General features: G+C 50.7%; 13 protein-coding genes. 3 read left to right on the forward strand and 10 right to left on the reverse strand.

What is annotated here, in order from left to right; all coding sequences use genetic code 11:
- Positions 1 to 71 precede the first annotated feature (71 nt).
- Together purU and AB4Z33_RS00770 are read right to left on the reverse strand one after the other, a co-directional pair.
- On the reverse strand, positions 72 to 974 hold the full coding sequence (purU, locus tag AB4Z33_RS00765) for a formyltetrahydrofolate deformylase (protein ID WP_442048044.1): 903 nt from the start codon (positions 972 to 974) through the stop codon (positions 72 to 74).
- Positions 975 to 1012: 38 nt separating this feature from the next.
- Positions 1013 to 2143: a deoxyribonuclease IV gene (locus tag AB4Z33_RS00770; RefSeq protein WP_442048045.1), complete on the reverse strand. Its 1131-nt coding sequence runs from the start codon at positions 2141 to 2143 to the stop codon at positions 1013 to 1015.
- 101 nt (positions 2144 to 2244) lie between these two features.
- Between AB4Z33_RS00770 and AB4Z33_RS00775 the strand changes: the two genes are divergently transcribed.
- The 3 genes from AB4Z33_RS00775 (at position 2245) to AB4Z33_RS00785 (ending at position 4239) form a co-directional block, all read left to right on the forward strand.
- Positions 2245 to 2682: a DUF2621 domain-containing protein gene (locus tag AB4Z33_RS00775; RefSeq protein WP_337102819.1), complete on the forward strand. Its 438-nt coding sequence runs from the start codon at positions 2245 to 2247 to the stop codon at positions 2680 to 2682.
- Positions 2683 to 2813: 131 nt separating this feature from the next.
- The gene (locus tag AB4Z33_RS00780) at positions 2814 to 3314 is read left to right on the forward strand and encodes a hypothetical protein (RefSeq protein WP_442048046.1); all 501 of its coding nucleotides are present in this window, start codon (positions 2814 to 2816) and stop codon (positions 3312 to 3314) included.
- A 13-nt stretch (positions 3315 to 3327) separates the two neighbouring features.
- Positions 3328 to 4239, forward strand: a complete 912-nt coding sequence (locus tag AB4Z33_RS00785) for a TIGR01777 family oxidoreductase (RefSeq protein ID WP_442048047.1) — start codon at positions 3328 to 3330, stop codon at positions 4237 to 4239.
- Positions 4240 to 4253: 14 nt separating this feature from the next.
- Here the strand turns inward: AB4Z33_RS00785 and AB4Z33_RS00790 are convergent, their stop codons facing one another.
- From AB4Z33_RS00790 to AB4Z33_RS00825, 8 genes are all read right to left on the reverse strand, one after another.
- The gene (locus tag AB4Z33_RS00790) at positions 4254 to 5822 is read right to left on the reverse strand and encodes a DUF6382 domain-containing protein (RefSeq protein ID WP_442048048.1); all 1569 of its coding nucleotides are present in this window, start codon (positions 5820 to 5822) and stop codon (positions 4254 to 4256) included.
- 38 nt (positions 5823 to 5860) lie between these two features.
- Complete coding sequence (locus AB4Z33_RS00795; RefSeq protein WP_442048049.1) at positions 5861 to 6373, reverse strand: A24 family peptidase; 513 nt, start codon at positions 6371 to 6373, stop codon at positions 5861 to 5863.
- A gap of 17 nt (positions 6374 to 6390) precedes the next feature.
- Positions 6391 to 7365, reverse strand: a complete 975-nt coding sequence (locus AB4Z33_RS00800; RefSeq protein ID WP_442048050.1) for a hypothetical protein — start codon at positions 7363 to 7365, stop codon at positions 6391 to 6393.
- A complete protein-coding gene (locus tag AB4Z33_RS00805) occupies positions 7331 to 9562 on the reverse strand; it encodes a TadE/TadG family type IV pilus assembly protein (protein ID WP_442048051.1) in 2232 nt (743 codons plus the stop codon). Before AB4Z33_RS00805 ends, AB4Z33_RS00800 begins: the two co-directional genes overlap by 35 nt.
- A gap of 35 nt (positions 9563 to 9597) precedes the next feature.
- A complete protein-coding gene (locus tag AB4Z33_RS00810; RefSeq protein ID WP_442048052.1) occupies positions 9598 to 10371 on the reverse strand; it encodes a TadE/TadG family type IV pilus assembly protein in 774 nt (257 codons plus the stop codon).
- A complete protein-coding gene (locus AB4Z33_RS00815) occupies positions 10343 to 10528 on the reverse strand; it encodes a Flp1 family type IVb pilin (protein ID WP_442048053.1) in 186 nt (61 codons plus the stop codon). The genes AB4Z33_RS00810 and AB4Z33_RS00815 overlap by 29 nt, the downstream gene beginning before the upstream one ends.
- 31 nt (positions 10529 to 10559) lie before the next feature.
- Positions 10560 to 11396: a type II secretion system F family protein gene (locus AB4Z33_RS00820; RefSeq protein WP_442048054.1), complete on the reverse strand. Its 837-nt coding sequence runs from the start codon at positions 11394 to 11396 to the stop codon at positions 10560 to 10562.
- A 66-nt stretch (positions 11397 to 11462) separates the two neighbouring features.
- Positions 11463 to 12302, reverse strand: a complete 840-nt coding sequence (locus AB4Z33_RS00825; protein ID WP_442048055.1) for a type II secretion system F family protein — start codon at positions 12300 to 12302, stop codon at positions 11463 to 11465.

Consider the following 12302-nt stretch of genomic DNA (forward strand, 5'->3'; position numbering starts at 1 on the left):
TCTTAAGCCTATAAACAACTTTGAACATTGTATCACTCTGAATGGCTGTTTTCCATCCTAAATTGATCGGACTAGTTGAATACAACCGTTTTGTTCTGATGGACAATGACACGGTCTTCGATATGCCACTTCACGGCGCGGGCAAGTACGACACGCTCAATCGTGCGGCCGATACGCTTAAGCTCATTCACGTTATCGCGATGACTTACGCGCTCGACGTCCTGCTCGATGATCGGTCCGCCGTCCAGCTCTTCCGTTACATAATGAGCGGTTGCGCCGATCAGCTTAACGCCGCGCGTATAAGCCTGTGCGTACGGCTTGCCGCCGACGAATGCAGGCAGGAACGAGTGGTGAATATTAATAATACGGTTCGGGAATTGTTCGATGAACTTCGGCGAAATAATTTGCATATAGCGGGCAAGCACGATGATGTCCGCCTTATCGGCAACGACTTCCAGCTGCTTCTTCTCCGCTTCCGCCTTCGTATCTGCCGTTACCGGAATATGATGGTACGGAATACCGAAAGATTGGACCAATTCTTGCATGTCCAAGTGATTGCTGATGACCATCGATATCTCGGCGTCCAGATCTCCTGCCTTCCACTGCCATAGCAGCTCCAGTAGGCAATGATCCTCCTTCGACACGAAGATAGCTAGCCGTTTCTTACGGCTGGCGCGGAACGTATGCCATTTCATATCGAAACGATCGGCTACTCTGGCGAAATCCTCGACCAGTATCGGCAGCTCGCGATCCAGATCATTCAGAACGAATTCGAAGCGGATAAAGAACATGCCGCCTTCTGGATCCATCGTGTATTGATCGGATTGAACAATATTAGCTCCGTGTTCATATAGAAAATGCGAAACGGCAGCCACAATGCCCGGACGGTCCGGACAAGAGATCAGCATACGTGCTCGTCCGCTCTTGTCGGCTGCTGATGCCGCACTTTGAGATTGATTGACTTGTGATGACATCTTGGGTTACTTCCTTTGCTCTTTATATTTAGAATCGCTTATACCGTAGCAAGCAGATGCTTGCCGCCGAACCAAGCTGTAATCCGTTGATTGATTTGTTCCTCCGATAACGACGACGAAAGCGGGTTGTCCGCAAGCACGAGATCGTACAGACGCTCCATCGGTTCGCGCGGATCGGCTTTCTTCGCCTTTGCATCGTTCTTCAGCAGTTCCCATGTCGAAAGCACGAACAGTCTTGGATCAATCTCCTGTTTGCCGAAGAAATGATGCAGGCGCTCTACGTCTTCAAAGAACGATTCGCCGAAGCGCGCGCGGGCATCGCCGCGAAGCAGCGCGATCTCGGCCTCATACATCGGACGTTCTGTCTTGTCTTGTTTGCCAATCCATGGCGTCTCAAGAATGAAAGGACGGCCTTGCAACGCTTCATGATGCACGATGCTCTTGATCGCATCATGTCCGAGCCAGCCCGCGCCAATCGGTGCATGACGGTCTTTGCCTGCGCCAACCGGATTTTTGCTGTCATTCACGTGGACGACAGCTACGCGATTCAAACCTACAGTGCGATCGAACTTCTCCAGCACGCCGTCGAGATCGTTGATAAGGTCGTAGCCTGCATCGTGCATATGGCATGTATCCATGCACACCGTTAGACGATCGTTGTATTGCACTTTATCGATAATCGCTGCTAGTTCCTCGAAGCTTCTGCCGATTTCCGTACCTTTGCCGGCCATCGTCTCCAGCGCGATATTAACTTTCGTTTCTTTCGTGCCTTCAAGCACTTGATTGAGGCCGTCCGCGATACGGGCAATGCCGAATTCGGCGTCCTTGTCGGTATACGCACCTGGATGAAGAACAATATTGCGTACTCCGATCATATCGGTACGGCGGATTTCTTCCTGCAGGAAGTTGACTGCCAGCTCGAACGTATCTTCCTTGTAGGAGCCCAAATTAATGATGTACGGAGCATGGACGACGATTTCATTAATACCCGCCGCTTCCATCTCCGCTTTGCCTTCTTCAATATATAACGCATCAATCGGCTTGCGCCTCGTATTCTGCGGCGCTCCGGTGTAGATCATGAATGTGCTTGAACCGTATGATACTGCTTCTTGAGCCGCATTAAGCAGACCCTTGTCCGAAAACGATACATGGGAACCTATTTTTAGCATCCTTTAAACGCCCCTTTTTCGTTGATCCTCCCTATTTTACAAGGAATGTCGAAATAAATCTAGGAATACGGTATAATTCGTTTGTGAGGTGAAGGATGACGATGAAGGGTACTCCCGATTGGTTTATGTATTTTATTGTCTTTTGGGCTGTTGTCATGGTGGGAGCTATGTCGATTGGCGGATTTTTCATGTTTCGAAAATTTCTGAAGGTGCTTCCGATGCGGGACGGCAAGTCCAAGCTCGATTGGCAAAACTATTGGGTCGAGCGCAGCCGCAGCATGTGGAACGACGACTCCAAGTCGCTGCTGGACGAGCTCGTATCCCCTGTTCCCAGCGCCTTTCGCGATATAGCTAAACATTCCATCGCAGCCAAGATCGGCCAAGTGGCGATCGAGCACGGCGCTAATTCCGTTACGCGCGACCACTGCATCGAAGGATACATACGCGCAACGCCAAAACGTGATTACCGCAGCCTTGTTACGTTTCTTGACCGCAAGGGCATCGACTATGCCCCTTATAAACATTTGCTCAATAAATGAGGAAAAGCCGCTTTCGCGGCTTTCTTTATTTGTTCCGAATGACCCTCTCACAAAATTAATGTAACCAATGCCGTTCAACATTCGTTTAAATGGGTACATACCTTTATAAAAAAATTCAGGAGGTGGTTCACTTGATGAACTCATCGAAACGCAACAAACTTACGAAATCAGTGGCCGCAAGCGCTCTATTGTTAGCCGTCATGCTTGCCGCAACCGCATGTGGAGGAGGCAACTCGGCCAAAACAGGAAGCGAAATCCCGGATGCTACCAACACTCCGCCTCAACAGGTTGAAGATTTGCCGGATGGAAACGGCATGATCGATCCTGATGTAGAAGGCTCGGATAATTCCAATAACAATGCAGCGAATAACGGTAATGAGAGTACTTCGGAGGGCGAAACGAATGTGTCCGAGACGAAGTCAGATACAGGCACGTTCACAGGAATCGTAGATACCCATTCCATAGAAATTATAACAGCGTCGGGCGCAGCTGTATTCCAAATAACCGAAGAGCAAAAAGCTGCGATTGACGCCTTGCCGGAAGAAGCGAAAGTGAAATTCGAGTATACGGAGAAAGAAATCGACAGCAACAACAAGCAACTGTGGCTGTCCAGCATTGCATTAGATAACTAAAGGAGCGGTAACGATGCGGGTTGCGATCGCCGGAGGAACTGGATTTATTGGCAAAGCGCTGTCGAAGGCGCTGCTGGCTCGATCGGATGAAGTCGTCATTATTACACGTACTATCAGTGGTAATGAATCTTTTAACGGTTCGCCTCAAGCTTCTCGTTATGTAACTTGGGATCAAATAGCGCAGCAGCCTTCCTTACTGGAAGGCATCGATGCGATCGTTAACTTGTCCGGCGAATCGATCAATCAACGTTGGACGGCAGCAGCCAAGCAGCGTATCCTGCAATCCCGTCTCACTGCAGCGGTCCGCATCGCCGCTCTTTATGATTCGCTTGCGCATAAACCTAAGGTCGTCATCAATGCCTCCGGCATTAGCGCCTATGGGATGTCGCTGGACGGCGAGTTCGACGAGAGTAGCCCTATTCATGTTACCGACTTCTTGTCGGGTGTCGTTAAGGAATGGGAACTCGCAGCGGATTCCATTGCTGCTGAGCGGCTCGTCAAGCTGCGTGTCGGTCTTGTCATAGACCGCAAGGAAGGGGCTTTCCCGCTTATGGCGCTTCCGTACAAGCTGTACGGAGGAGGCCGAATTGGCAGCGGCAAGCAATGGCTGTCATGGATTCATATCGATGACATCGTACGGCTGATGCTGTTCTGCTTGGACAATGACAGCATCAGTGGTGCTGTTAATGCTTCCGCTCCAGAACCGCTTCGCAATGATGAATTCGGACGCACCATCGGCAAAGCGATGGGACGTCCGCACTGGTTTCCCGTGCCTTCCTTCCTATTGAAGACGGTGCTCGGTGAAATGTCATTGCTTGTGCTCGAAGGCCAGCGTGCTATTCCCCGCAAATCAATGAAGCTCGGATTCACCTTTCAATATCCGACTGCTGAGAGCTGTTTGAATGCTATTTTCGCCCGTAAATAGGCTGCTAAACACCGCTATTCTAGTCGAAATTCATACATAGGCCCGTTCGCACCTGCAAGCTGTATCCTATCGCCGTCGGTTATTTTATATGCTTTATACGGAATCATAGGCTCACCGTTTAATGTACTGCCGTTACTTGAGCCAAGATCCTTAGCCATCCTCTCGCCTTCCGAATACATGAATTCCAAGTGCATACGAGATATACCGCTAGCCGGCTCCTCATACCCTCCTTGATCCCCTGCTCTTCCTATCCTTAGCACRGGCTCCGACCATTCAATTACATTATCCTCCCCTTGCCAACGACGATACAGCTTTGCTGCAAGTTCAACTTTCGTCTCCTTCAGAGACTTTCCAAGGAGCACCGTCGGTTCCATGACGGGTACGGCGATTTTCTCTTGAAGCCCCGTTTTGTTGGCACCCGGCTTCATAGAAAGGTGATTATTTACTTCGGCTGTATCACTGCGATTCACCGGGCTATCGCCCGTGCTTGCAGAGAGTAAATGATTGAATCGGTTATGTTGTGTTTGCGGTTGGGATAAGGCTTCGAATTCGGAAGCCGCGCCGGCTTGATCGTATGAGGACTCTTGATCCAAATTAAAATCCAAATCCTCACTCTCAATCGGATTCAGTATGCGGACATTCCTTCTCCATACAACGATAACGACTGCCACTAATAGAAGCATCATAGCAGCACTTATAAGCATACTTTGGTTTGAAGGCGATGCTAGATAAACAAAACGCCATATACAGGCTGCTGCGAGCAGTATAATAGCAGCGGCTATCCACTTGAACCTATTCACATTCGCTATCTGTTGCTGTGAGAAAAGTTCCTCATCTTCTGTATCCATCCTGATATGGGGTCGATCCGACAATTGTGGCGGCATTAGCCGAACCTTCTCTTGGTGTACAACCTCCTGCGGTGAACGGGTTTCACCTGAAGCATATTCCTGTGCCGCATACTGGGGAGGCCTCACAATTGCTTGGGCAATACGTGGTTGAAGGCCAACTGCCGATGATCCGCCAATTAGCTCAAGCACCGTAGTCCGCAGCTCTGCCAGCGGCCACTTAGTGCTGCTCAATTGGCGTAGTAACCGTTTTAAGCCTTCGCCGTCCAGCACATCCACGTAGGAGGTCCATCGTACGATAAGCGACAATAAATCGCTGCTTGTTGATGCTTCATTATCGGATACTTGAATTGGAACGTAAGCTAGGCGCACATCATGCAGCTGCTCGCCAATAAAGATGAATGATTCGTCCAGCAGACAGCCCTCCGGTCTAAGCATGTAATGGCGGCATTCGCTCAGCGCATCGATTAAACCTAGAACCAGAGAATAATATTGCTGCATCGTAAGCGGTCCTAATTGAAGCCGATGAAGCAGCATTTTATGACCATCCAGCACGTATCGGAAGGTTACCTTCCCATCCAGCTCGAACCAGTCGACAGGCAATAGATACGGAATTTTCTCACCGCGCAGCATATGAAGCTCAATGTCATCGAGACTGCTCCGCATAATTCCGTCTTCGGTGTCAATCAGCATTTCATGACCGCGATTCATAGAGAAATCAATTCTAAACTTTTGCATATCCCGCTTCCTCCTTCCACTCATTGATCTATTCCGTTTCAGCCTACCATCATCCATACGGTTATCGCCGCAGGAGCGACAGCGAGCATGAAAGGAAACTTTTGTCCCGAATCTGCAAATCTCAGCCATTGCCGCCTCTTCTGCTCCTCGCCCGGTACAAGCAAAGCCGTCATTCCGACCGTTAACTTGCTGCTGAACGGACGATATATGACCGCAAACGCGATGCCGATCAATCCCGCATACAGAATCGAATACATGAGCACCTCCAATACATGGCCTACACCTATCCATGCGCCCAGTGCCCCGAACAGCTTAACATCGCCCGCTCCGATGCCTCTGGCCAAATGCAGAAGAAGAAGAGGGACGAAACCGGCTGCCGCGCCGGCAACAGACATTCCCCCACCCTGAATGCCGCCTATAATCAGATGAAACAGAATGCCGCAGCCAAAAAAGAGGATCGTTAACCAATTCGGTATGATCTGCTTGCTAATATCCGTAATGAATGCCACAGCAAGAAGGATCGCTGCCGCTATAATTGTCACTGCGTCCACGTCACAACCTCTCCTTCCTAATCCCCATTTGCCTTCTCCACAACAAAATATTGCGACACGCTATGCTCCTGCTGAGCTGCAGCCGTAGCTGTCAGCATCCAGCTGCCTGGCGTCGTATTGCCCGATACATGCCATGTCCACGTCGCATAGCCGCTTTCATCGGCTGCCGTTGCGCCCAAGTGCTTCGCTTTGCTATGCCCGCTCTTGTATATAACGTCCAGCGAAACGGAAGTGCCTGGGTTAGTCTTGACGACAACCGTTGCCTTCCTCCCTGGCCGCACAGGCGAGGGCTCGATAGACACAATTTGCAGCGGTATAATGTCCTCTCCTTCTGCTTCATGACCATAAGCAGCAGCGGCGGCATCGCTTACCCATACTCGTTCGGACGCTTGATCCCGGAGTAGAATCGGCTTGCCGTAGAACGGCAGCTTCAGCGGAAACTCATATTCAACCGACATCGTTAATAGGGGCTCGGTTTCCTTCGATAGATCAGGTAAGGCTAGATGGCTTAGACGTATTCGATTTGGCTCAAGGATCGCCTGGTCGGCAGCCTCGTGCAATATTGGCTCTACAACGGAGCGTCCGAGCTCCGTCGCCGCCATATCCTGCAGCGGCTTCCAATCGCCTCGAAGCGCAGATGAAATCAACTCGCCAGCCGGATTCGGAAGCCATTCGGCGGCCTCTGCCGCAATATCGCCCCAACTGCTCTTCGGCAGCGGGGATGCAGCTTCAAGCGGATTCACGGCAGCTGCCTGCTGAAGAGCCAGATCAATTGGATGAATATGTGCAGCAATATGACGAACAGCTTGCGAAGCAGTCGCATGCAAAGCCATTTGAACAGCGCATAGCCGAATTAAGACGATAAAAACAAGCAATAAGATGAGAATAAGCGGCATGACGAAGGAGGCTTCTACAACAATCGAACCCTGCTCGCTATTAAATCTCGTATTTCCCTTATCAATACGACGAGCCGATTGTTTGTATAGTCTCATAACGATTGCCAACAACCTTTCCTTCCAATAATCCGAACTTCCCCACCATGTGCATGGCACCAGGCAAAAACCACAGCTTCATCGACAGTTTCGCTTCACCAGTAACCGCAGAAGGCGAGGCTGACAGCACAGTGCCTGTATTTTGCTCGATAACGGCGATCATACGGGACAGCATTCCTGCTTGATCCGAACTATGAACAAGCATGAACAGCCGCAAATAATCCATGTACGATACTTCTGTCTTCACATACTTGGATAGCGGAGCCGAGCCGCGTTCCGTGAACGCAATCATATCCTCGATCGTTTTTTCAAGACCATAGATAAGCGCAGCGGATAAAATAAGAAGCGGATGTCCTAGCGACCGGCTTTGGATGAGTCCCTCCATCGTTCGAATCGCCATACGCACAGCGAACAGTTCCCCATACGCGGCAGCTAAGTTTCCTATTGGGTTATGAAAACCGTAGATAACATATTCAGCCTCCTGATTATGGAATGAAATAGCTTGCGAGAGCTCAGCCGTATCGCCGTTCAGAAGCATCGCGCGTAAGTTCTGCGGAGCAAACACCGTGTAGCGATCTACGATATATTCGCCGTAATAGATTGTATCCCGTGATCGCTCAAGCATGCCTGACATGCCTGTGAACAATCCGCCCATGAATTGCTGGGACTGCTCTGCAGCCTCATGCGCTTGGCCAGGTTGATTGTCTACCGTCGATTGCGCCGCCTCTGACTGCTTCTGATTAAACTTCAAATTATCGTCCCGCTTCTCTTGGATCTCCTCGTATAACTTGATATGCTCCTCCAACTGCGGAACGGATCCGAAGCCGTCAAGCATATTTCGAGCTTGCTGCCATAGCGACTGCGCCTTCGATTCCTGCTCCTTCAATCGGTTATTCAGCTCGGCGTCTTGGAGCAACGCTCTTCGTTTTCCGATAATCGTCGCCGGCTGTACGTAGCTCTCCTCATACTCCCCGTAAGACAACCTCATTGCAGCAACAGCCGACATTAAAGTTTGGCTAGAGCTGCTGGCAACAGGCCTTGATATTGCTGCCGATACATTCGATTGGAACCTGCCAGCATCCATGTCGAATGCGGCTGCTGCCGCATTCTGCCCCTCCAGCTCAAGCTTATATTGCTGGAACCAGTTGTCGGGCAATATCATTTGCTTCGCCGACTGCTTAATCTCCTCTATATCGGAGGCGGCACTGTCAGGAAGCCGTTCTCCGCCGGTTCTCTCCGCATGGCTGCCTACCGCGTCATAATCTGACCGATTAGCCGCTGCATCCACTTGCTGTTCCAGCAGCTTCATCTCGTCGTTCAGTTTCCTAGCCGCCTCAAGCTCCTGGAACGCTTTTCCCTTTAATTTCGCATGCTGTTGCTGCACGCTTATGCTCTGCCTTCGAAGACTGCCTGCGAGTGAACTCGCATGCTGCTCGTAAGCGGCTATAGCCTCGGCATACAGCGGTTCCTCATCTTCTTGGAGCGATTCGTCATGCTGCACATTCGCTGCATAAGCTGCGAACCCACCTGCGATGGCAGCCGCTGTATCTCCATTCCCGCCTGATCCACTTGCTTTCACGGGAATCATTCCGCCCATTCCACTGCCGCCCAGCGCCGCAGCCGCTTGCTCTTGCATAGCCAACACAAGGGCAAGCGCCGCTTCACGTTTCTCGTACAATCGCCTCATGCTCTCCAGCAGGTCAACAGCGACGGCAGCCTCCTTCATCTCTCCAGCCATTGGCGCGAACTTCGCCACAAGCTCCAGCGTAAAGTCGATCGGTGCTTTATATTTCATATCCTCCAGCACCTGCCTGGCGAATATATCATGGCTGCCAAGCACGTCAGCAGTCTGAAGATCCGCGGACTCTACTTGTCCGTCAACGACGCTGAATCCGCTGCTAGCCCCGTTCTCTTCCTCCATGTTCACTGATATTACCTGCTCGAATATCGTTTGTCCGCTAGTGCCTCCACGAGCGAACAAACCATAACGCTCATAGAGTCCCGCATCGTAGGCGGATAAGACGGATCTTACGCCAGACCTTACCGTATCCTCTGCGAGCTTATGAATCGCCCCGATACGCGCATAATCAATAAGTACAGCAAAAAATAACAACAGTGAGGAAAGAACGATAACGGCAAATACGGTTACTGCGCCATCCTCTCGAAAAAGCAAATTTCTTAATCGAAGCCTCCTCATCCCGTTTCCCCTCCTTGTTGCCCTTGAGACGGACTTCATGGAGCTGCTCCTACGGCAGCATCTTGATAGGGAGCAAGCGCCTCAGCAGCTTTCGTCTTCGATATCGCCGGACCTCCGCTTCGATTCTGAAACCGGGTCGTATAATAACGCACGAGATCGACATTGCGAATGAACTCGACGGGATCGACCACAATAGCTGCAGCAACGGTCTTCGGTTCTCTGCCTAACCAGCCGTCTTGCCGAACATCGGATGATAAATTGAGCGGCTGCTTCAGCTTTACTAACACTTCGTTTTGCAATATTCCATGGGCGAACGAAAGCTCCCCCTTGTAATTAAGCTCTTCGTTACGCAGCCAAGCTGATGCTTGCATCAGCTTGCGCTCCGGCAAACTGCTAGCCTGTATAGCGCCGGCATCACCTTGACTGTCTGACAATTCCACCAGGGCGCCGCCTCCTCCCTCAACTAAACCGAACAAGCTTTGCAGCATTTGATTGTCTCCGATTCTCCAATACAAGCCGTCGTATTCAGGCTTCAGGAGCATGCCGCTACTTGTATCGCGATGGCTATTATCCCAAGCGAAGGCGGCTCTCTCTGCGGTTGAGGAGGCGGCGTAATAAATGACAACCTTCTGGTAGATATACATACCGAATACGATGAACAACATAATAGCTGCGAGCAGCATCGGCATCACGATGGACGATTCTAGCGTGAAGCTGCCGTTCTCGCTTCGAGCTATGTTTGCCGCGGGCTTGGCTAACAGGGAACGAACCTTGCTTCGCTTAAGAGAAGATTTGATCTGCTTGGTCATCCGCTTTACCCATCAACCGCTCGATTAGCTCAATAATCCAATCTTTGAACAGCAAAGCAATAATGATAACGACTGCAATGATCAATATAATTTCAAGCGTTCCAAGACCCTCCTCTGAATTCCAAAACTTGCGGAACGTATTTTTCATTCTTCTCATCGTACATCTCCCTCTCATTCATCGTTTGTTGTTAAGACATTAATAGAACAGCCGGAGCAGCGACTAAAATCATTAACACGAACAAAATTCCGACCAGCGGAAATACGAGCTTAGAGGATGCCTCCTCGCCACGCGATCTTGCGACCGCCTTTCTTTTCTCCCAAAGCGTGTAGGACAACTCTCGCAAGGCAAGTACGAAGTGCTCTCCTCCGCGCCTATAGTTAAGAAGCAGCACCGTTGTGAATACCGATACCTCTTGCACAGCGCATCTCCTGTTGAACCGCTCCACCGCCGAACTGAAGGAATGTCCATTGCGAAGCGCAGTTACCGCATGTCCCCACTCGATATACAGCGGATGCTTCCCTGCTTCCTTTCCGTCCAGGCATCTTGCCAGAGCGTGCTGTACGGTCTCGCCTGCCCCTACCAGCAGCATCAGCTTGCTTAACATGTCAGGCAGCTCGGCGATAATCTCCTGCTTGCGGCGCTCTACCTTACGTCCCGCATCAACGAATTGGCGAAGCGGCAGTACGACGCCGAATACGATACCCATCAGCATTAGTACGCGCTCACCGGATAAAGAGCTAAGCCAAGCACAAGCCGTTAATGCCGCATATCCGATGGAAACAGCACCTCCTGCGGCTGTCTTCGTTCGCTCGATCGTCCAGTCAGCGCCGTTCAAAATGACCAGCTTCATATGGTAGCTGCCCATCTGTAGCTGCATCGTATCGAACAGACGAAGACGCTCCAACATTCGAACGAATGGTTCTGTAAGGATAAGACTTTGAAAGCTAGGTCCATGCTTCCGTGAAGCTACGTTGCTTGATTTGAGGTCCAGCCAAACAGAACGCAGTCCGGTTGTACCTACCATATAAAGCCATGCTCCAGTTAAAACAACGGCAATTAGAACATCCACCCGAACCTCAGCCCCATCCTCCTACATTCGAATATCCATCATTTTGTTCATAATCCAGAAGCAGAAGAGCAGCAATCCGAGTGCCGCAGTCAAGAGCAAGTAACCGAGCCCGCTGTACAAAGGAGCCATGTAGTCAGGTGCGGCAAAGCTGAGAAATCCTAAAAAAACGAAAGGCACAGCCATCATAATCTTGCCTTCGAACCGCTTCTGAGCGACCATTACAGCTATCTCCTGTTCTGTCTCCAGCTTCTCGCCGATAATCGCCGATGTGCGCTTCATCACCTCGATCAGATCTCCGCCCGACCTCTTGCATGCAGCAAGCGCATCGGCGAATTGCGTAATCTCGTCAATTCCTGCCCGCTCCGCGAAGCTTCGGAGCGCTTGTTCCAGCGGCTCGGCATGATCCAACCGATTGCTAATAATTTGGAATTCAATCAGCAGCTCGGTACGTGGATCGGGATACAGCAGCCGTAAGTCGTCCAGCGTCGATACAAACGCATTTTCGATCGAGCGTCCGGCAGCGAGCGAAGAGACAAGCGAGAATAACGCCTCCTTAAATTGCAGCTTCAACCTATCTTTCCGTTGCTGCAAGAGCCCTGCTCTCCAATATCTAGGTGCTATAACACCTGCGAAGGAGAACATAGCGGCAATGATGACGGAGTGGTAAAACAGATAAACAGCGCCGAACAGCGCTAGCGCCCCAGCAAGAGCAGCGATAACAAATTGCCCATGGGTCAGCTTATAATGCCGATAATCGGGGAGGGTTGTTTGCCTAGCAGTAGCTGCTTTAGCAGTCGGCGCTTGAACTTGATTCTCCCATCCACACCAATACAGCAAACCGCGTATCGGATGCACTCTCAT

This window comes from Paenibacillus sp. 2TAB19 (assembly GCF_052115185.1).
In the GTDB taxonomy this organism is placed as follows: domain Bacteria; phylum Bacillota; class Bacilli; order Paenibacillales; family Paenibacillaceae; genus Pristimantibacillus.

Bases quoted from the DNA above. Each gene is read 5' to 3' on its own strand.
- purU (WP_442048044.1), bottom strand. From the start codon at position 974: ATGTCATCACAAGTCAATCAATCTCAAAGTGCGGCATCAGCAGCCGAC.
- AB4Z33_RS00815 (WP_442048053.1), bottom strand. From the start codon at position 10,528: ATGAGAAGAATGAAAAATACGTTCCGCAAGTTTTGGAATTCAGAGGAG.
- AB4Z33_RS00805 (WP_442048051.1), bottom strand. From the start codon at position 9,562: ATGAGGAGGCTTCGATTAAGAAATTTGCTTTTTCGAGAGGATGGCGCA.
- AB4Z33_RS00770 (WP_442048045.1), bottom strand. From the start codon at position 2,143: ATGCTAAAAATAGGTTCCCATGTATCGTTTTCGGACAAGGGTCTGCTT.
- AB4Z33_RS00785 (WP_442048047.1), top strand. From the start codon at position 3,328: ATGCGGGTTGCGATCGCCGGAGGAACTGGATTTATTGGCAAAGCGCTG.
- AB4Z33_RS00820 (WP_442048054.1), bottom strand. From the start codon at position 11,396: ATGGTAGGTACAACCGGACTGCGTTCTGTTTGGCTGGACCTCAAATCA.
- AB4Z33_RS00810 (WP_442048052.1), bottom strand. From the start codon at position 10,371: ATGACCAAGCAGATCAAATCTTCTCTTAAGCGAAGCAAGGTTCGTTCC.
- AB4Z33_RS00800 (WP_442048050.1), bottom strand. From the start codon at position 7,365: ATGAGACTATACAAACAATCGGCTCGTCGTATTGATAAGGGAAATACG.
- AB4Z33_RS00825 (WP_442048055.1), bottom strand. From the start codon at position 12,302: ATGAGAGTGCATCCGATACGCGGTTTGCTGTATTGGTGTGGATGGGAG.
- AB4Z33_RS00775 (WP_337102819.1), top strand. From the start codon at position 2,245: ATGAAGGGTACTCCCGATTGGTTTATGTATTTTATTGTCTTTTGGGCT.